Below are 18,672 nucleotides of genomic sequence, written 5' to 3' on the forward strand. Positions count from 1 at the left end.
TCGACGAGCCGGCGCCGGCCAGGTGGACAGGCGCGCGGCCATGAAAAAAGCCCGTGCGATCGGGTGGTCGGATCGACGGGCTTGCTGTTCTGCGAATGGCCTTCGGCTTCAGGCTGTGGCGCCCGGCTTCCGAAAATCGCTGCGCCGCGAAGGCACTGCGCATCGGAAATCGTTGCTGACCGCCATCTCTTTAGCTGTTTCGGGCTGGACCCGCGTCCGCAAGCTGACTATCAAATCGACGCCCGGCCATGTTACGACCGGGCTCCGCATTCGTCAACGCGCGGACAGCGGCGGCACGGCTTACTCGTTGCCGCCGGAGCGCTGCAGGTGCAGTTGCGAGCGCTCGGTGTCACCACCATTGGTGCCGTCGCGGTCGGCCTGGCTGCGCGCCGTTTCCAGGCGGTTCAGGTAGGCCTCGTCGATATCGCCGGTGATGTAGCGGCCATCGAAGCACGAAGCATCGAAGTCCTTCAGCGCCGGGTTGATGTCGCGCACGGCCTGCTTCATCGCTTCCACGTCCTGGTACACCAGCTTGTCCGCGCCGATGATCTTCGCGATCTCTTCGTGGGTGCGGTTATGGGCCACCAGCTCGCTGCGGGTCGGCATGTCGATGCCGTACACGTTGGGGTACTTCACCGGCGGCGCGGCCGAGGCGAAGATCACCTTGTTGGCGCCGGCGTCGCGCGCCATCTGCACGATCTCGAACGAGGTGGTGCCGCGCACGATCGAGTCATCGACGATCAGCACGTTCTTGCCCTTGAACTCCACACCCATGGCGTTGAGCTTCTGGCGCACCGACTTCTTGCGCACCGCCTGGCCAGGCATGATGAAGGTGCGGCCGACGTAGCGGTTCTTGAAGAAGCCTTCGCGGTAGTTCACGCCCAGGCGGTTGGCCACCTGCATCGCGGCCGGACGGCTGGAATCGGGAATCGGCATGACCACGTCGATGTCGCCGGCGGACACTTCCTGGCGGATCTTCTCGGCCAGGTAGTCGCCCATGCGCAGGCGCGCGTCATAGACCGGCACGCCGTCGATGCACGAATCCGGGCGGGCCAGGTAGACGTACTCGAAAATACACGGCGTCAGCACCGCGTTCTCGGCGCACAGCTTGGTGTAGAGCTTGCCGTCCAGGTCGATGAAGATGGCCTCGCCCGGCGCCACGTCGCGCTCGAGCTTGTAGCCGATGCCTTCCAGCGCCACGGATTCGGATGCCACCATCCATTCCTTGCCGGTCGGGGTCTCGACACTGCCCAGGCACAGCGGGCGGATGCCGAACGGGTCGCGCACCGCCAGCATGCCGTAGCCGGCGATCTGCGCGGCGATGGCGTACGAGCCGCGCACGCGGCGGTGCAGGCCGCTGACCGCCGTGAAAATGGTGTCCGGGTCCAGCGCCATGCCGTTGCTGGCGCGCTGCAGCTCGTCGGCCAGCACGTTCAGCAGCACTTCGGTGTCCGAGTGCGTGTTGATGTGGCGGCGGTCGCGGCGGAACATCTCCTCGCGCAGCTGCTCCCAGTTGGTCAGGTTGCCGTTATGCGCCAGGATCACGCCATAGGGCGCGTTGACGTAGAACGGCTGCGCTTCTTCCTCGCTGGATGCCGAGCCGGCGGTCGGATAGCGCACCTGGCCGATACCGGCGGCGCCGGGCAGGCTGCGCATATTGCGGGTGCGGAAGACATCGCGCACCAGGCCGTTGGCCTTGTGCATGTGGAAAGTACTGCCGTTGGCGGTGGCGATGCCGGCAGCATCCTGTCCGCGATGTTGCAACAACAGCAGGCTGTCGTAAATCAATTGGTTGACAGGCGTGGCTGAAACCACACCGACGATACCGCACATTGCCAAGCTCCCAGGAAAGGCTTTGAATCAGGGGGCGCAGCCTGGTCCGGAAATCCCCCGGACCCAAAGGCCTGCGTACTACCGACCGGGCACCATGCCCGGCTTCATGTCTTGACGTACTTCGCCAGCTCCGGCGGCAGCCATGGCTTCACCGATTCCATGGCCTGCATCACATAAGGGCGGCTTACCGCGTCGCGCCAGAACGGTTCTTCCGGCAATTTCGTCAGGCTCGCCAGCGTGACCATCACCATCACCAGCAGCACGCCGCGCAGCAGGCCGAACACCAGTCCCAGCCCGCGGTCGGCGGGCTTGAGCCCGGTGCTCTCAAGCAACTGCCCGACCACCATGCCGGCCAGCGAGGCGCCCAGCACGGTGCCGATCAGCAGCACCACGAAGCCAAGCGCATGGCGCGCCAGCTCGCCGCCGGGCATCGATTCAGGCATCCAGCCCGCGGCCACCGCGCCATAGCGGAACGCCACCCAGAACGCCACCACCCAGCCGATCAGCGAGAGCACCTCGCGCACCAGGCCGCGGAGCACGCCGAGCACGCCCGAGGCCAGCAGGATGAAGACCACGGCATAGTCGAAGAAAGTCGGCTGCATCGTTGCTTGCGGCCGGGCACAGGCGCCGGCCGTGCTTGCCCCTTACTGTTCCACGACCTTCGAGGTCAGCCCCACCGCGCGCACGCGCTTGTCGGCGGCGTCGGCGGCGTCACGGTCGCTGAAGGGGCCGGCACGCAGCAGGATGCGCTCGCCATCGGCCAGCATTTTCTTTTCGACATAGGCCGGGACCTTGCTCGCCTTGAGCTTGGCCAGCCAGCCCTTGGCGCGCTCTTCGGAAGAAAAGGCGCCGATCAGGATCATGTACTTGCCGCTGCCCGGCTTGGCTTCGGGCTTGGCTTCAGCCCGTTGCGCGGGCTTGTCCGCGGCGGCTGCGGCGGTGGCCGCAGGCTTGGGCGCGCTGACGATTTCCTCGCCGGCGTCCAGCGCCTCGGCATCATTGCGCGCCGCCGGCGTGGGCGGCAGCGGGTCGGCCTTGCGCGGCTCGACGCGGGGCTTCTGCGCCCCCTGCGCGCCCGTGACCCCGTTTGCGACCTTTACCGAGACGTCCTCGGACACCGGCCGCGGCTTGGTCTCGAACACGATCGGCAGCACGATCACGGCGGCCACCATCAGCACCACGGCGCCGATCAGGCGGCGGCGCGCGCGCTGCTTCTGCGGGAATTCGGGGTCGAGCGTATCGTCGGCATAGTCATCGGCCAGGCGGCGCGACGAGGCGATGCCTGCACCCGTGTTGGTGCGCTGGCGCCGCGCACGCTCGGGTGCCGGGTCGTTGCCCTTGCGGGAAGAAAACAGCGAAAGCAGGCCCATAGATTGGTTCGGTGATACGGCCTTGTGGGGCCGCTCGTTGCGTTTGCCGCTCATTGATCGGCCAAGGCCGCCGGGGTTGCCAGGTCAGCGGGCGCCGGGGCGCCTGCTTCAGTTAGCCTGCGTGGCACGATAGGCCATCACGCCGGCGACGGTATAGAACGATCCGAAGACCAGAATTCTATCATTCTCGGTGGCTCGCTCGATGGCATCGCGGAATGCCGCCTCGGGGCTGGAAAAGCAGGCCGCGGTGGCGTCCGGCCCGGGGCGGAATCCGCCCGCCTCCAGCTTGGCCAGCAGGTCCGCGGCACTGGCGGCGCGCTCGGTCGGCAGGTCGCACAGGCACCAGTGGTCGACCTTGTCGGCCACGTGCTGCAGCACCCCGGCGATGTCCTTGTCCTGCATCGCGCCGAACACCGCATAGGTGTAGCGGAAGAACCCCATGTTCTCCAGGTTTTGCCCCAGCGTGGCCGCCGCATGCGGATTGTGCGCCACGTCCAGGATCACGGCCGGGCGGCCCGGCAGCACCTGGAAGCGTCCCGGCAGTTCGACAAAGGCCAGCCCGTTGCGCACTTCCTGTGCGCTGACCGGCAGGCGCTGGCGCATGGCCTGCAGCGCGGCCAGCGCCGCCGCCGCGTTGAGCAACTGGTTGGCCCCGCGCAGCGCCGGGTAGCCCAGGCCGTTAAGCTTGCGCCCGCCGCCGCTCCAGTCCCATTGCTGGCGCTCCTGGCCCTTGGCGGCGTGGAAATGGTAATCGCGCCCCACCAGCCACAACTCGGCGCCGACGGCTTCGGCGTGCGCCACCAGCGACTTGGGCGGCATCGGGTCGCCACAGATTGCGGGCACGCCCGGGCGGAAGATGCCGGCCTTCTCGAAGCCGATTTCCTCGCGCGTATGGCCCAGGTACTGGGTATGGTCGATATCGACGCTGGTGACGATGGCGCAGTCGGTATCGATCACGTTGACCGCGTCCAGGCGCCCGCCCAGGCCCACTTCCAGGATGATCGCGTCCAGCCCGGCCGCGGCGAAGGCATGGATGATCGCCAGCGTGGTGAACTCGAAGTACGTCAGGCTGACCGGGTCGGCAAAGCTGTTGCGCGCGCGCTCGACCGCCTCGAAATGCGGCAGCAGCTGCGCATCGGTGGCGATATCGCCATTGATGCGGGCGCGCTCGTTGAACGAGATCAGGTGCGGCGAGGTATGGCAGCCCACCTTGTAGCCGGCCTCCAGCAGGATGCGCTCTAGCATCGCGCAGGTAGAGCCCTTGCCGTTGGTGCCGCCCACCGTGAACACCACGGCGTCGATGCGCAGCCCGAGGGCCTCCTTCACGCGCGTGATGCGCGCCAGGCCCATGTCGATGCCCACGGGATGGGCGGTTTCGAGATGGGCAAGCCATTCGGGGAGCGTATGGAAGACAGGCATGTGGGGTGCGAGGAAAAGCTGTTGCTACCAGATTTGGCCAGCCAGCGGCAAAGTCAAGGCCAGGCTTGCGCCCGGCCCCGAGATAGCGGCCGGAACGGCCAAGAAAAGCGAAAGGCGCGTCAACCACCCGCGCCCTTGATCTGCCATGCAGACGTTGTTATGCCACCGCGTCGGCCGGCTGCTTCTGCAGCAGCGCCAGCAGCTGCGCCAGTTCCGCGCGCATCTTGCGGCGGTCGACGATCATGTCGATGGCGCCCTTCTGGATCAGGAATTCCGAGCGCTGGAAGCCTTCCGGCAGCTTCTCACGCACGGTCTGCTCGATCACGCGCGGGCCGGCAAAGCCGATCAGCGCCTTGGGCTCGGCGATCACCACATCGCCCAGGAAGGCGAAGCTGGCCGACACGCCGCCCATGGTCGGGTCGGTCAGCACGCTGATGAACGGCAGCTTGGCCGCAGTCAGCTGGTTCAGCATCGCGGTGGTCTTGGCCATCTGCAGCAGCGACAGCAGGCTTTCCTGCATGCGCGCGCCGCCGGTTGCGGTAAAGCAGATGAACGGCACCTTCTGCTCCAGCGCGGCCTGCGCGCCGCGCACGAAGCGCTCACCCACCACCGAGCCCATCGAACCGCCCATGAACTCGAACTCGAAGCAGCTCACCACCACCGGGATGGTGTGGATGGCACCGCCCATCACCACCATGGCATCGGTCTCGCCGGTGTCGTCCATGGCGGCCTTGATGCGGTCCGGGTACTTCTTGGAATCCTTGAACTTGAGGGCGTCGACCGGCACGATCTCCTGGCCGATCTCATAGCGGCCCTCGGCGTCCAGCAGCCCGTCCAGGCGCGCCCGTGCGCCGATGCGCATATGGTGGTCGCACTTGGGGCAGACGTGCAGGTTGGCCTCGACGTCGGTCCGGTACAGGGTGGACTCGCACGACGGGCACTTGACCCACAGCCCCTCAGGGATGCCCTTGCGGGTGCTGGGGTCGGTCTGTTGAATCTTGGGGGGCAGGAGTTTATCCAACCAGCTCATGAAAGCTCCTTTCGGATGACTGCGGTCCGCCGGCAAACCCGGTGTCGGGACGCCTGTTGGCGGATGGCAGGGAATCAACCCGCGAATTTACCATGCCGGCCCGGTGACCTCGAAGCGCAACGCGCGATTTGCGCACAACACATCACTCCACAAGGTTTGCCGGGCCGGCATTACATCACTTCAGCTGTCCAGCGCCTGGCGGATCTCGGCGATAAACGCCTGCAGCGTCGCCACCGCCTGCTCGCGCGGAGTGTCCTCCAGCAACTGCACCAGGCGGCTGCCGATCACCACGGCATCGGCCACGCTGCCGATCGCGCGCGCGGTCTGCGCGTCGCGGATGCCGAAGCCCACGCCCACCGGCAGGTTGGCATGCTGCTTGATCAGCGGCAGGCGCGCCGCCACGCTGTCCAGGTCGATCGCGGCCGAGCCGGTCACACCCTTGAGCGACACGTAGTACAGGTAGCCGCTGGCCACGCGCGCCACGGCCTCGATGCGGGCATCGGTCGAAGTCGGCGCCAGCAGGAAGATCGGGTCCATGCCGTTGTCGCGCATCAGCGTGGCGAACGACTCGCACTCCTCGGGCGGATAGTCGACCACCAGCACGCCGTCCACGCCGGCTTCGCGCGCGGCGGTGGCAAAGACCTGCTCGCCCATGCACTCGATTGGATTGGCGTAGCCCATCAGCACCACCGGGGTGTCGGCATTGGTCTGGCGGAACTCGCGCACCCACTGCAGCACCTGGGTCAGCGACACGCCCTGCGCCAGCGCGCGCTCGGAGGCGCGCTGGATCACCGGGCCGTCGGCCATCGGGTCCGAGAACGGCACGCCCAGCTCGATCACGTCGGCGCCGCCCGCAACCAGCGCGCGCATCAGCGCCACGGTCAGGCCGGGCTCGGGATCGCCGGCAGTGATAAACGGAATCAGGCCCTTCTTCTGCTGCGCGGCCAGCGCCGCGAACGTCTTCTGGATACGGGACATATCAGGGAATCAGGTGAGGCCGCGGCGCCGGCGAGACATCGTCGTTGGCGGCGGCCAGGGTTGGGGTGGCGGCAGGCTCGGCGGCTGCATTCGTGACGGCAAGGGCTGCAGCGGCGGCAGACACGCGATCGCATGCCACCTGCACATACTCCGGATTGATCTCGAAGCCGGCAAAGCGCCGTCCGTGGCGCAGGCAGGCCACCGCGGTGGTGCCGCTGCCGGCGAACGGATCCAGCACCAGGCCGCCCGGCGGACAGCTTGACAGCACCATGCGCTCGACGATCTCCAGCGGCTTCTGCGTCGGGTGGTTGGCGCGCTCCGGGTCCTGGCGGTGGATGCGCGAGACGCTCCACAGGTCCTTCGGGTTGTAGCCCACCTCCAGCCACTTCTTGCCTTCGAAACGCGGACGGCTGCGCGCCTTCTTGGTCTCGGGGTCGTAGGGAATGCGGACCGGGTCGAGATCGAAGTAGTAGTCGCGCGCGCGCGCAAAAAAGCCGATGTTGTCGTGCACCGACGAGAACTTGCGCGTGGTGCCGCCCATGCTGGGCACGCGGCGGTCCCAGATGATCTCGTTGATCATGGTCAGGCGCCGCTTGAGCATCACGAACAGCTCGGGCGAATACTGCCAGGTGCAGAACAGGTAGAGCGTGCCCTTGGGCGCGAGCTTGGGCACGACCGCGTTCATCCAGCGCTCGGACCAGTCCAGATACTCCTGGCCCGACAGCAGGTCGGAATCGTTGCCGTAGTCCTTGCCCAGCCCGTAGGGCGGATCGGCGACGATCAGGTCGACCGAGCCGTCTGGCAGGCGGGCAATGCCCTCGAACATGTCTTCCTGGAACAGGCGCAACTGGGCGGAATCGGGTGCACCGGACGCATCCGGTGCACCCGCGCCGCCCACGGCAAGTCCGGTCGTAGGCAGCGCGCGCATCAGAGCTTGAGCCCCGCGCGCTCGGCCACGGTGTGCATGTCCTTGTCGCCGCGGCCGGACAGGTTCACCAGCAGCAGCTTGTCCTTGGCCAGCGTCGGCGCCAGCTTGCAGGCATAGGCGATGGCGTGGCTCGATTCCAGCGCCGGGATGATGCCCTCGATGCGGCAGCAGTCGTGGAAGGCCTTGAGCGCTTCCTCGTCCGTGATCGGCACGTACTGCGCGCGGCCGCTGTCCTTGAGCCAGGCATGCTCGGGGCCCACGCCCGGGTAGTCCAGGCCGGCCGACACCGAATGGGTCTCGATGATCTGGCCGTTGGCGTCCTGCAGCAGGTAGGTGCGGTTGCCGTGCAGCACGCCTGGCGTGCCGCCGGTCAGCGAGGCCGCGTGGCGGCCGGTGTCCAGGCCGTCGCCGGCGGCTTCCACGCCGATCAGCTGCACGTCCTGGTGCTCGATATACGGGTAGAAGATGCCCATGGCATTGGAGCCGCCGCCGACGCAGGCGATCACGGCATCCGGCTGGCGGCCCGTCATCTCCGGCATCTGCACCTTGGATTCCTCGCCGATCACGCACTGGAAGTCGCGCACCATCATCGGGTACGGATGCGGGCCGGCCACGGTGCCGATGATGTAGAAGGTGTTCTCGACGTTGGTGACCCAGTCGCGCATGGCTTCATTGAGCGCGTCCTTGAGCGTGCGCGAGCCGCTTTCCACCGGCACCACGGTGGCGCCCAGCAGCTTCATGCGGTAGACGTTGGCGGCCTGGCGCTTGACGTCCTCGGCCCCCATGTAGACCACGCACTCCATGCCGAAGCGCGCGGCGATGGTGGCCGTGGCCACGCCATGCTGCCCTGCCCCGGTCTCGGCGATCACGCGCGGCTTGCCCATGCGCTTGGCCAGCAGCGCCTGGCCGATCACGTTGTTGATCTTGTGCGCGCCGGTGTGGTTCAGGTCTTCGCGCTTGAAGTAGATCTGCGCGCCGCCGAGCGTCTCGCTCCAGCGCTGCGCGTGGTAGATCGGCGACGGGCGGCCGACAAAGTGCTTAAGTTCGCGGCGGTATTCGGCATCGAACTCCGGATCCTTCTGGTAGTGCGCATAGGCCTCGCGCAGCTCATCGAGCGCGTGGACCAGCGTTTCGGACACGAAGGTGCCGCCATAGGGGCCGAAATGGCCACGGGAATCGGGCAAGTCGTACATGTCTAGACTCTTCGGAACAGCGGCCTTGCCTCATCCGGCAAGGGCGCATGGTTGACTGCGATGCGTGTGCGCGCATGCGGCAGGCCACGGGCGGCATGGGGAAAGACGCGGGAGACGGCCCGGTTCATCCTGCCTCGGCACTGCGCACAGCACGCACGAACGCGGCGATGCGGGCGTGGTCCTTCACGCCCTTGGCGGCCTCTACCCCGCTGCTGACGTCCACAGCGTAGGGCCGCACGCGTTCAATCGCGCCAGCGACGTTTTGCGCGTTCAACCCACCACTCAAAACGATGCGAGGAGCGCCGCTTGCGTTCGGGTTGCCGGTAGCTGGTACCGGGGGAGTAGGCGGAAGCCATGCCGGGGGAATCAGGGTCCAGTCGAAGACGTGGCCGCCACCGCCGTAGCCTTCGACGAAGGCATCGAGCAGCAAGGCAGCGGCATCACGGTATTGATCGGCGAATTCTACCAAATCGAGGCCCTGGCGCACACGGGCGGCGCGCAGGAACGGTAGCCGGCAGCGCTGCGACGCCTGCGAGCAGAACTGCGGGGTCTCGTCGCCGTGCAGCTGCAGCAGCGTCAGCGGCACGCGCTCGGCCACATGGGCGATGTCTTCCAGGTCGGCATTGACGAACAGCCCGGTGATCGCCACGAACGGTCCGGCGGCCTCGGCCAGCGCCGCGGCGCGCGCCACGTCGACGCAGCGCGGGCTGTTCGGGTAGAACACCAGCCCGATGGCGTCGGCGCCGGCGTCCACGGCGGCGCGCACGTCGTCCTCGCGCGTCAGGCCGCAGATCTTGATGCGGGTGCGGGCCGGCATGTGCACTGTGCTGCCCGCCGTACTACCTTCGGCGGCCTCAGGCTGCGTCATCGAACACTCCATGGAACAGGCTCGCGGACGGATCGGCCGCGGGGATCTGGTAAGGATCAGGATACTTGACGCCGACCAGGTAGAGGCCGTCCGGCATGAAGGTCGGCGCCGCCAGCTTGCGCTCGCGCCCGGCCAGCACCTGTGCCAGCCATGGCGCCGGGTAGCGTCCGCGTCCCACCGCCACCAGGCAGCCCATCAGGTTGCGCACCATGTGGTGCAGGAAGGCGCTGGCGCGAAAGCGCAGGAACACCCAGTTGCCGTCATCCTTGATGGTGACGTCGTACATGGTCTTGACCGGCGACTTGGCCTGGCATTCGGCGGCGCGGAAGGCGGAGAAATCGTGCTCGCCGAGCAGGCACGCGGCGGCCTCGCGCATGGCGTCGACATCCAGCCGCTGGCCAGGCGGCAGCATCTGGTAGCCGGCGCGGCCATGCACCAGCGGCACGCGGTGCGGCCCGGTGTAGAGCGCGTAGTAGTACATGCGCTCGAACGCCAGGAAGCGGGCATGGAAGCCCTGGTCCACCGGCAGCGCCCATTGCAGCGCGATCGACGGCGGCAGGAAGGCGTTGACGCCGCGCACCCAGGAAAATGGCTCGCGCTCCAGCGCCGTGTCCAGGTGGATGACCTGGCCGAGCGCGTGCACGCCGGTATCGGTGCGCCCCGCCACGGTGGTCAGCAGGCGCACCCCGGCAAAGCGCTCGATGGCGTTTTCCAGGTGATCCTGCACGGTATTGCGGTGCGGCTGCGACTGCCAGCCGGAAAAGGCGGCGCCGTCGTAGTGCAGGCCAAGAGCGATGCGGTTCATGTCAGGGGATTGGGCAAGGCGGCGGGTACGTCCGGGCGCAGTGGTTCACGCCAGGCCCGCCGAAAAAGCAAATGCGCCGGAAGGGACGCTTCCGGCGCATCGCTTCAGGCTGCGGCAGCGCGTGCCGCGGCCGGACCGTCAATGATAGCTCAGGCCACTTCCTGCAGCAGCGAACGGGCCTCTGCCTGCAGCGGATCCTGCGACTGCTCGACCACTTCCTGCAGCAGTTCGCGCGCGCCTTCCTTGTCGCCGATCTCGATATAGGCACGAGCCAGGTCAAGCTTGATCTGCATGTCCCGCCCGCCGTCCACGCCGTCGACCGACAGCGTGCTCGGCGAACCCCCGTGCGTGAGGTCGCCGCCGGTTTCAGGCGCCACGCGCGACAGGTCGATCGGGTCGGCCAGCTTGCCGTCGCGCAGCATGGTGGTGGCGGGCAGCGGCATGGTGGCCTCGTCCAGCACATCCTTGCCGGGGGCGTCGGCTTGCGCGGCGCTGCCCAGGTCAAGCGACAGCCCCGACATGTCGAACTCCAGCGGACGGCTGCGGGTCGGCGTGTCAAGGGTGGGCACGTCGTCGGCAAGCGGGTCGGCGCCGGTGCCCGGCAGGCCGAGATCCAGCCGCACCGGCTCGCCGGCGTCGTGCGCGTCAGCGCCAAACACCATCGCCGCGGAAGCAGGCGCAACGATCGGCTCGCCGGCCGCCGGGGCCGGGAAGGCGTCCAGCGGCAGCGCCAGGTCACCCAGCGACGGCTCCAGCCGCGCGATCGAGGCCGGATTCTGCGACGGGTCCTGGGTGCGCCACTGGTCGGTTGCCGGCGATGTCGTATCCGGCCCCGCCGCTTCGGGCGTCACCGCCAGGAAGAGCGCGTTGCCCGGCTCGAGCGCGCGCCCCATTTCTGCTGCCTTCAGCCATTCCGCCCCGTGTCCGCCGGTCTGGGCGAACATTTCTTCTGCAATCACGCGGAAACCTTCCACATCCTGTCTGTTGCCGTAAATCTCCAGGAGCTTGAGCCGCACCGGCTGCTGCTCCGGGTTCTTCTCCAGGGCTTCGCGCAGGATTTCCTCCGCCTGCACATCGCGCCCATAGGCGATATAGACTTCGGCCTCGGCGATCGGGTCGACCTCGTTGGCTTCCGGCGTGTTGTTGCCGATGCGGAAGTCCGCGCCGAACACGCTGTGCTGCGAGGTGTCGACGCTCTGCCCCCCGGCTGTGCCGAACAGCGAATTGGCACCGGCCATCACCGTGCTTTCCTGCGACAGGATGCTGTCGCCGAAGCCGGTCGCCTCGCCCGCCTTCTGCTGCTGGCGGCGGCGATAGATCGCATAGACGCCGAGCAGCGCCACCAGCAGGCCACCGCCGGGCAGCAGCATGGGGTTGGCCAGCAGGCCATCGATGAACGACGGTTGGGGCACCGGCTCGGGCTGGGCCGCCACCACCGGCGGGCGCTTGGCCGCGGGGGCCGACGCTGCGGCCTGCGCTGCGCTGGCAGGGACGGCCGGAGCCGGCTGCGAGGCTGGGACGGCTGCCACGGCGGAGGCTGCCGCGGGCGCCACGGCGTCCGCGGCGCTGGCGCCGGCCGCTGCCGGGGCGCTGGCTGCGGTTGCTGCGGTTGCGGCAGCCGTCGCGGCGGCCGCCGCGACCGGGGCCGGGGCCGGGGCCACGGCATCGGCCTTCGGCGGCTGGGCCGCCACCACGGTCGGCGCCGCCGCCGCGGCCTTGGCCGCGGCGTCAGCCCTTTCCTTCTCGGCCAGCACCGCCTGGTTGGCCTGGCTCAGCTTGGCGATCTCGGCGTTCTTCAGCTCGAGCAGCTTCTGCATGTCGCCGACGTTCTTTTCCAGCTGCGCCAGGCGGGCTTGCGCCTCCTTGAGCTCGCGCTCGCGCGCGACGCCGGCTTCGGCCTTGGCCGCGGCATCGGCCTGCGCGCCACGCGCGGCCTTGCTGAGCTTCAGTTCATCGCGCGGGCCGTCGGTCGGGGCGGCCTGCTCCTGCACCCGGGCGGTCACGTTGCCGGACTGCTGGCGGCCGCTGTCGGGCTCGACCGACTTGGCCGCGGCAGCGCTGGCCAGCCGGCTGCGGTAGGCATTGAAGCCCTGCGTGCGCGCCACCACCTCGCGGCGGGCGGCCTTGGGTGCGACGGCCTGCGCCTGCTGCTGGGTCGGGACCTGCAGCACCGCGCCGCTGCGCAGCCGGTTCATGTTGCCGCCGATAAAGGCGTTGGGATTGTTGCGGTAGAGCGCCACCAGCATCTGGTCCAGCGAGACTGATTCCTGGCCTTGCACGGCTTCGCCGGCGATGGCGTAGAGCGTGTCGCCGCGCTGCACGGTGTAGCCGCCGCCGGGCGCCATCTCGGTGCTGCCGCTGGTGGCCGGCGCCGGTGCCCGCTTTGCGCTCTGGCGGGCCGGGCGCGCGGGCGCGGCTGGCTTGACTGCCTCGGCAGCCGCGGCGGGTGCGGCTTCCTGGGCCGGCGCAGGCTGCGGCGCGGCGGCAGGTGCCGGTGCCGTTACGGGAGGCGCATCCGGCGTCGCCGCCTGCATCACCGTCGCTGGCGAGAAAGTCTGGTTCGAAGGCTTGGCCCCGGCAGGGTCAAGCAGGAAGGTATAGGCGCGCGAGACCTTGCCGCTGGCCCAGCTCATGTCGACCAGGATGTCGACAAAGGGCTCGCTGATTGGCTGGCTGGAGCGGACCCGGGCCACATAGCTGCCGTTCGGGCGGCGCTCCACCTCCAGCCGCAGGCTGCTGACGGCCGGCAGGTAGGTCAGCCCGGCCGCGGCATACGCCGCTGGCGACGCCAGCTTGACATTGAGCCCGGTGGCCTCTTCGGCACTGACCCCACTGATGTCGATCTCAGCCTGCAGCGGCTGCCCCAGATTCGACTGAACCCGCAATTGCCCGAACCCCGCGGCATATGCGGCCGGCTGCGCAAGCAGCAGGCCCAGTGCCGTGACGGCCAGCGTTGACCAGCGCTGACGGGCAGTAGGCGCATCTTTCCGGCGATGTTGGCTCACACTCACCTTGTGCTCCGTTATGTTTTAGTAGCGATATAAATCGACAAACCGACCCCATAAACCAGGTCCGCCCGGCTGGCGGGACATTCTGAACGGCCCCTTTGCCAGCCCGCGCGAGCGGCGCCGGCAACTGCCGGCGCGAGGCGCATGCCGGCGTATTGTGACGCATCGCCCGGGGAAATAGGCGCCCGGATACAACAACGCCGCGCATGGGCGCGGCGTTGTCGGCAAAGCGGTGCATTCTGTTGCCTGGCTGCAACGGACGCAACCAGGCGGAGCGCCGGATCAGGATTCGATCAGGATACGCAGCATGCGGCGCAGCGGCTCGGCCGCGCCCCACAGCAGCTGGTCGCCCACGGTGAAGGCCGACAGGTACTCGCCGCCCATCTGCATCTTGCGCAGGCGGCCGACCGGGATGGTCAGCGTGCCGGTCACGGCAGCGGGCGTCAGGTCGGTCATGCTGGCCTCACGCGTATTCGGCACCACCTTGGCCCACGGGTTGTGGGCGGCGAGCATGCCTTCGATCTCATCGAGCGGCACATCCTTGCGCAGCTTGATGGTCAGCGCCTGCGAGTGGCAGCGCATCGCGCCGATGCGCACGCACAGGCCGTCCACGGCGATCGGCGTGGCGCCGGTCGCACCCAGGAAGCCTTCGCCGCGGCCCAGGATCTTGTTGGTCTCGGCGCCGCCCTTCCATTCTTCCCTGGACTGGCCGTTGCCCAGGTCCTTGTCGATCCAGGGGATCAGGTTGCCGGCCAGCGGCACGCCGAACTGCTTGGTTTCTTCGGCGGACAGGCCATGCTGGGTTGCCAGGATGGTGCGGTCGATTTCCAGGATGGCCGAGGCCGGGTTGTCCAGCAGCGGCTTGACCGAGGCGTTCAGGGTGCCGAACTGGGTCAGCAGCTCGCGCATATGCTGCGCGCCGCCGCCCGATGCGGCCTGGTACGTCATCGAGGTCATCCACTCGATCAGGTCGGCCTCGAACAGGCCGCCCAGGCCCATCAGCATGCAACTGACCGTGCAGTTGCCGCCGATGAAATTCTTCACGCCCTTGGACAGCGCGTCCTTGATCACGCCCTGGTTGACCGGATCCAGCACGATGATGGCATCGTCCTTCATGCGCAGCGAGGACGCCGCGTCGATCCAGTAGCCCTTCCAGCCGGCCGCGCGCAGCTTGGGGAAAACCTCGTTGGTGTAGTCGCCGCCCTGGGCGGTCACGACCACGTCGCACTTCTTCAGCGCTTCGATGTCATTGGCATCTTTCAGCGTGGTTTCGTTCTTCGCCATGGCGGGCGCCTTGCCGCCGGCATTGGACGTGCTGAAGAAGACGGGCTCGATATGGTCGAAATCACGCTCTTCCTGCATGCGCTGCATCAGGACGCTGCCGACCATTCCCCGCCAACCGACGAGACCTACAATCATGATTTACCTCGGATGTGATTTTTACTTCCCCGCCATTTTCCTCGCCCGGCGTGGCTGCGCGGGGAAGACGGGCAGGCACGACGAACGGATCTAGGCGATCGCGGTTTTAATAATGGTTTTAATCGTCGTTGCGGTCTGGCCGAGCGAAATCGTGCCGACCGGGCCGCGGGTAGCGGTCAGGGCAGCAACAGCAGTCAGGGTGGACTGGGAAAATCGGGCCATCGTCAGAGTCTACACGATTTTGCGGCGCTGCCGCAGCGTGCAGATACGGGAAATAAAGGGGACAAATCAGACAAAGGGGGCACTACCTGCGCAGCGCCCCCTTCCGGTGTGACTTACAGTGCCGCCAGCACCGCGTCACCCATCTCGCGGGTGCCGACCTGCTTGCAACCCGGCGTCAGGATGTCGCCGGTGCGGTAGCCCTGGGCCAGCACCTTCTTGACGGCGTTCTCGATGCGGTCGGCCTGCTCGGCGCGGTTCAGCGAGTAGCGCAGCATCATCGCCGCCGACAGGATGGTGGCCAGCGGATTGGCCACGCCCTTGCCGGCGATGTCCGGCGCCGAGCCGTGCGACGGCTCGTACAGGCCCTTGTTGTTGGCATCCAGCGACGCCGACGGCAGCATGCCGATGGAGCCGGTCAGCATGGCGGCCTCATCCGACAGGATGTCGCCGAACATATTGCCGGTGACGATCACGTCGAAGCTCTTGGGCGCCTTGACCAGCTGCATGGCCGCGTTGTCGACATACATGTGCGACAGCTCGACCTCCGGGTACTCCTTGTGCACCTCGATCACGATGTCCTTCCAGAACTGGAAGGTCTCGAGCACGTTGGCCTTGTCGACGCTGCACAGCTTCTTGCCGCGCTTGGCCGCGGCCTGGAATGCCACATGGGCGATGCGGCGGATTTCCGGCTCGCTGTAACGCATGGTGTCGAAGCCTTCGCGCGCGCCCTTGAACAGGCCATCCGGCGCTTCGCGCACGCCGCGCGGCTGGCCGAAGTAGATGTCGCCGTTCAGTTCGCGCACGATCAGGATATCCAGGCCGGCCACCAGCTCGGGCTTCAGGCTGGAGGCGCCGGTCAGTTCCGGATAGCAGATCGCCGGACGGAAATTGGCGAACAGCTGCAGGTGCTTGCGCAGGCCCAGGATGGCCTGCTCCGGACGCAGCGGGCGCTCCAGGCTGTCGTACTTCCAGTCGCCGACGGCGCCGAACAGGATGGCGTCGGCTTCCTTGGCGAGCTTCAGGGTGTTCTCCGGCAGCGGATGGCCTTCGGCCTCGTAGCCGGCGCCGCCCACCGGGGCGGTTTCCAGTTCGAACTTCTCGTCGAGCGCGTTCAGGACCTTGACGGCCTCCGCGATGATTTCAGGACCAATGCCGTCACCCGGCAGGACTGCGATCTTCATTGTTGTCTTTCCTCTTGAGTCTTATCCGACCAGGCGGTTGTTCAGCCACGGCATCTTGGCCACGCGCTCGGCCTCATAGGCCTTGATCTTGTCGGCATGGCGCAGGGTCAGGCCGATATCGTCGAAGCCGTTCAGCATGCAGTACTTGCGGAACGGGGCGATGTCGAACTCATACGCCTGGCCGCCCGCTGTCAGCACCACCTGCTTGTCCAGGTCGATGGTCAGCTTGTAGCCGTTGAAGGCGTTGGTCTCGTTGAACAGGTGGTCGACCTGCTGTTCGGTCAGCACCACCGGCAACAGGCCGTTCTTGTAGCAGTTGTTGAAAAAGATATCGGCAAAGCTGGGCGCGATCACGGCGCGGAAGCCGTATTGCGTCAGCGCCCACGGCGCATGCTCGCGCGAGCTGCCGCAGCCGAAGTTGCGGCGTGCCAGCAGGATCGACGCGCCCTGGTAGCGCGGCTGGTTCAGCACGAAGTCCGGGTTCAGCGGACGCTTGCTGTTGTCCATGCCGGGCTGGCCGACGTCCTTGTAGCGCCACTCGTCGAACAGGTTGGGGCCGAAGCCGGTGCGCTGGATCGATTTCAGGAACTGCTTCGGGATGATGGCGTCGGTGTCGACGTTCTCGCGGTCGAGCGGCGCCACGAGGCCGCTGTGTACGGTGAACTTGTCCATGTTCTCTTTCCTTGCTTGTTCAGCCCAGCTTGCGGATATCGACGAAATGGCCTTCGATGGCGGCAGCCGCTGCCATCGCCGGGCTCACCAGATGCGTGCGCCCGCCCGCGCCCTGGCGGCCTTCGAAGTTGCGGTTCGAAGTCGAGGCGCAACGCTCGCCCGGATCGAGGCGGTCGGCATTCATCGCCAGGCACATCGAGCAGCCCGGCTCGCGCCACTCAAAGCCGGCGGCCTTGAAGATCTTGTCCAGGCCTTCGCGCTCGGCCTGTTCCTTGACCAGGCCCGAACCCGGCACCACCATCGCCAGCTTCACGTTGGCAGCAACCTTGCGGCCCAGCTTCTGCACCACCCACGCAGCGGCGCGCATGTCTTCGATGCGGCTGTTGGTGCAGGAACCGATGAAGACCTTGTCGATATTGATGCTCTCGACCGGCACGTTGGGCTGCAGGCCCATGTACTCCAGCGCGCGCTCCATCGCGTTGCGCTTGTTCGGGTCCTTTTCCTTCTCGGGATCCGGCACGCGGTCTTCGATGCTGATCACCATTTCCGGCGAGGTGCCCCAGGTCACCTGCGGACGGACGTCTTCGGCGCGCAACTCGACCACCTGGTCGAACTTGGCCCCGGCATCCGAATGCAGCGTGCGCCAGTAGGCCACGGCCTGCTCCCACTCCACGCCCTGCGGCGCGTAGGGGCGGCCCTTCACGTATTCGAGCGTGACGTCGTCCACCGCCACCAGGCCGGCGCGCGCACCCGCTTCGATAGCCATGTTGCAGACCGTCATGCGGCCTTCCATGGTCAGGTCGCGGATGGCCGAGCCGGCGAACTCGATGGTGTAGCCGGTGCCGCCCGCGGTGCCGATCTTGCCGATCACGGCCAGCACGACGTCCTTGGCGGTGCAGCCGCGCGGCAGCTTGCCTTCCACCTTGACCAGCATGTTCTTGGCCTTCTTGCCCAGCAGCGTCTGCGTGGCCAGCACGTGCTCCACTTCCGAGGTGCCGATGCCGTGCGCCAGCGCGCCGAAAGCGCCGTGCGTGCTGGTATGCGAGTCGCCGCACACCACCGTCATGCCCGGCAGCGTGGCGCCCTGCTCCGGCCCGATCACGTGCACGATGCCCTGGCGGTGGTCGTTCATCTTGAACTGGGTGATGCCAAAGCTGTCGCAGTTCGCGTCCAGCGTGTCGACCTGCAGCTTCGACACCGGATCGGCAATGCCCTGGCTGCGGTCGGTGGTCGGCACGTTGTGGTCCGACACGGCCAGGTTGGCGCTGATGCGCCATACCGGACGCTGCGCCAGCTTCAGCCCTTCGAACGCCTGCGGGCTGGTCACTTCATGCAGCAGGTGGCGGTCGATATAGAGCAGCGTGGTGCCGTCTTCCTCGACGTGGACGGTGTGGTCATCCCAGAGTTTGTCGTAGAGCGTCTTGGCCATGATGCGATGGCGGGCCGGAGGACCAACCCTTTGCAGGAGAAGTCCGCGGTGACCGCGCAGTAGTTTGCAGGGGTTTTTGTTCGCTTCGGTCGCGGTGGCGAACACGGGTGGCGATAGCGATGATCGCGCCGGAAGCCGCCTGAAGCGAGCGTTATTTCAAGCGTTGCCGCAATGCTTGACTTGGCAATCGATTATGCCACAGGGGGTGTGGCACTCAGCCCCCTGCCTGGCCCGGGCGGCGGCTGCGATGTAATGTGATTGGCGAAAGGGGGATTTCGCGGATCGCGAAAAGGAAAAAAGGCCGCCGCCCCGCCCGG

16 protein-coding genes are annotated in these 18,672 nt (G+C 67.3%); all 16 read right to left on the reverse strand.

Going from position 1 to position 18,672, the window contains the following annotated elements:
- Positions 1-300: 300 nt before the first annotated feature.
- Positions 301-1,833 (reverse strand): amidophosphoribosyltransferase, encoded by a 1,533-nt coding sequence (gene purF, locus AC07UK_RS05475; protein WP_114132418.1) that lies wholly within the window; start codon positions 1,831-1,833, stop codon positions 301-303.
- A 104-nt stretch (positions 1,834-1,937) separates the two neighbouring features.
- On the reverse strand, positions 1,938-2,435 hold the full coding sequence (locus AC07UK_RS05480) for a CvpA family protein (protein ID WP_013957404.1): 498 nt from the start codon (positions 2,433-2,435) through the stop codon (positions 1,938-1,940).
- 42 nt (positions 2,436-2,477) lie between these two features.
- Entirely contained in the window at positions 2,478-3,203 is a 726-nt protein-coding gene (locus tag AC07UK_RS05485) for an SPOR domain-containing protein (RefSeq protein ID WP_436222230.1), read from the reverse strand.
- A gap of 108 nt (positions 3,204-3,311) precedes the next feature.
- Positions 3,312-4,622 (reverse strand): bifunctional tetrahydrofolate synthase/dihydrofolate synthase, encoded by a 1,311-nt coding sequence (gene folC / locus AC07UK_RS05490; RefSeq protein ID WP_494687458.1) that lies wholly within the window; start codon positions 4,620-4,622, stop codon positions 3,312-3,314.
- A 157-nt stretch (positions 4,623-4,779) separates the two neighbouring features.
- A complete protein-coding gene (gene accD / locus AC07UK_RS05495) occupies positions 4,780-5,652 on the reverse strand; it encodes an acetyl-CoA carboxylase, carboxyltransferase subunit beta (RefSeq protein WP_035818461.1) in 873 nt (290 codons plus the stop codon).
- A gap of 180 nt (positions 5,653-5,832) precedes the next feature.
- Complete coding sequence (gene trpA, locus AC07UK_RS05500; RefSeq protein WP_494687457.1) at positions 5,833-6,630, reverse strand: tryptophan synthase subunit alpha; 798 nt, start codon at positions 6,628-6,630, stop codon at positions 5,833-5,835.
- 1 nt (position 6,631) lies between these two features.
- Positions 6,632-7,558 (reverse strand): DNA-methyltransferase, encoded by a 927-nt coding sequence (locus AC07UK_RS05505; protein ID WP_436222232.1) that lies wholly within the window; start codon positions 7,556-7,558, stop codon positions 6,632-6,634.
- A complete protein-coding gene (gene trpB / locus AC07UK_RS05510) occupies positions 7,558-8,751 on the reverse strand; it encodes a tryptophan synthase subunit beta (protein WP_436222233.1) in 1,194 nt (397 codons plus the stop codon). The genes AC07UK_RS05505 and trpB overlap by 1 nt, the downstream gene beginning before the upstream one ends.
- Positions 8,752-8,875: 124 nt before the next feature.
- Positions 8,876-9,619, reverse strand: coding sequence for a phosphoribosylanthranilate isomerase (locus AC07UK_RS05515; protein ID WP_436222234.1), 744 nt, complete (start codon positions 9,617-9,619; stop codon positions 8,876-8,878).
- Entirely contained in the window at positions 9,606-10,424 is an 819-nt protein-coding gene (gene truA, locus AC07UK_RS05520) for a tRNA pseudouridine(38-40) synthase TruA (RefSeq protein WP_035818479.1), read from the reverse strand. The genes AC07UK_RS05515 and truA overlap by 14 nt, the downstream gene beginning before the upstream one ends.
- A gap of 149 nt (positions 10,425-10,573) precedes the next feature.
- Positions 10,574-13,435, reverse strand: coding sequence for a motility hub landmark protein FimV (locus AC07UK_RS05525; protein WP_494687456.1), 2,862 nt, complete (start codon positions 13,433-13,435; stop codon positions 10,574-10,576).
- Between the two features lie 279 nt (positions 13,436-13,714).
- Positions 13,715-14,851 carry an aspartate-semialdehyde dehydrogenase gene (asd, locus tag AC07UK_RS05530; RefSeq protein WP_436222236.1) on the reverse strand — a complete coding sequence of 379 codons (1,137 nt, stop codon included), beginning with the start codon at positions 14,849-14,851 and terminating at the stop codon, positions 13,715-13,717.
- A gap of 90 nt (positions 14,852-14,941) precedes the next feature.
- Entirely contained in the window at positions 14,942-15,073 is a 132-nt protein-coding gene (locus AC07UK_RS05535; RefSeq protein ID WP_013957414.1) for a hypothetical protein, read from the reverse strand.
- A 113-nt stretch (positions 15,074-15,186) separates the two neighbouring features.
- Entirely contained in the window at positions 15,187-16,254 is a 1,068-nt protein-coding gene (gene leuB, locus AC07UK_RS05540) for a 3-isopropylmalate dehydrogenase (protein WP_013957415.1), read from the reverse strand.
- Between the two features lie 21 nt (positions 16,255-16,275).
- Entirely contained in the window at positions 16,276-16,926 is a 651-nt protein-coding gene (leuD, locus tag AC07UK_RS05545) for a 3-isopropylmalate dehydratase small subunit (protein WP_436222237.1), read from the reverse strand.
- 19 nt (positions 16,927-16,945) lie between these two features.
- Positions 16,946-18,355 carry a 3-isopropylmalate dehydratase large subunit gene (gene leuC / locus AC07UK_RS05550; protein ID WP_494687455.1) on the reverse strand — a complete coding sequence of 470 codons (1,410 nt, stop codon included), beginning with the start codon at positions 18,353-18,355 and terminating at the stop codon, positions 16,946-16,948.
- Between the last annotated feature and the right edge of the window lie 317 nt (positions 18,356-18,672).

The sequence above is a fragment of the Cupriavidus sp. GW821-FHT07C08 genome, assembly GCF_059419025.1.

What these genes read in the sequence shown, in the direction of transcription:
- purF (WP_114132418.1), bottom strand. Translation starts at nt 1,833, where the DNA reads ATGTGCGGTATCGTCGGTGTGGTTTCAGCCACGCCTGTCAACCAATTG.
- AC07UK_RS05480 (WP_013957404.1), bottom strand. Translation starts at nt 2,435, where the DNA reads ATGCAGCCGACTTTCTTCGACTATGCCGTGGTCTTCATCCTGCTGGCC.
- AC07UK_RS05485 (WP_436222230.1), bottom strand. Translation starts at nt 3,203, where the DNA reads ATGGGCCTGCTTTCGCTGTTTTCTTCCCGCAAGGGCAACGACCCGGCA.
- folC (WP_494687458.1), bottom strand. Translation starts at nt 4,622, where the DNA reads ATGCCTGTCTTCCATACGCTCCCCGAATGGCTTGCCCATCTCGAAACC.
- accD (WP_035818461.1), bottom strand. Translation starts at nt 5,652, where the DNA reads ATGAGCTGGTTGGATAAACTCCTGCCCCCCAAGATTCAACAGACCGAC.
- trpA (WP_494687457.1), bottom strand. Translation starts at nt 6,630, where the DNA reads ATGTCCCGTATCCAGAAGACGTTCGCGGCGCTGGCCGCGCAGCAGAAG.
- AC07UK_RS05505 (WP_436222232.1), bottom strand. Translation starts at nt 7,558, where the DNA reads ATGCGCGCGCTGCCTACGACCGGACTTGCCGTGGGCGGCGCGGGTGCA.
- trpB (WP_436222233.1), bottom strand. Translation starts at nt 8,751, where the DNA reads ATGTACGACTTGCCCGATTCCCGTGGCCATTTCGGCCCCTATGGCGGC.
- AC07UK_RS05515 (WP_436222234.1), bottom strand. Translation starts at nt 9,619, where the DNA reads ATGACGCAGCCTGAGGCCGCCGAAGGTAGTACGGCGGGCAGCACAGTG.
- truA (WP_035818479.1), bottom strand. Translation starts at nt 10,424, where the DNA reads ATGAACCGCATCGCTCTTGGCCTGCACTACGACGGCGCCGCCTTTTCC.
- asd (WP_436222236.1), bottom strand. Translation starts at nt 14,851, where the DNA reads ATGATTGTAGGTCTCGTCGGTTGGCGGGGAATGGTCGGCAGCGTCCTG.
- AC07UK_RS05535 (WP_013957414.1), bottom strand. Translation starts at nt 15,073, where the DNA reads ATGGCCCGATTTTCCCAGTCCACCCTGACTGCTGTTGCTGCCCTGACC.
- leuB (WP_013957415.1), bottom strand. Translation starts at nt 16,254, where the DNA reads ATGAAGATCGCAGTCCTGCCGGGTGACGGCATTGGTCCTGAAATCATC.
- leuD (WP_436222237.1), bottom strand. Translation starts at nt 16,926, where the DNA reads ATGGACAAGTTCACCGTACACAGCGGCCTCGTGGCGCCGCTCGACCGC.
- leuC (WP_494687455.1), bottom strand. Translation starts at nt 18,355, where the DNA reads ATGGCCAAGACGCTCTACGACAAACTCTGGGATGACCACACCGTCCAC.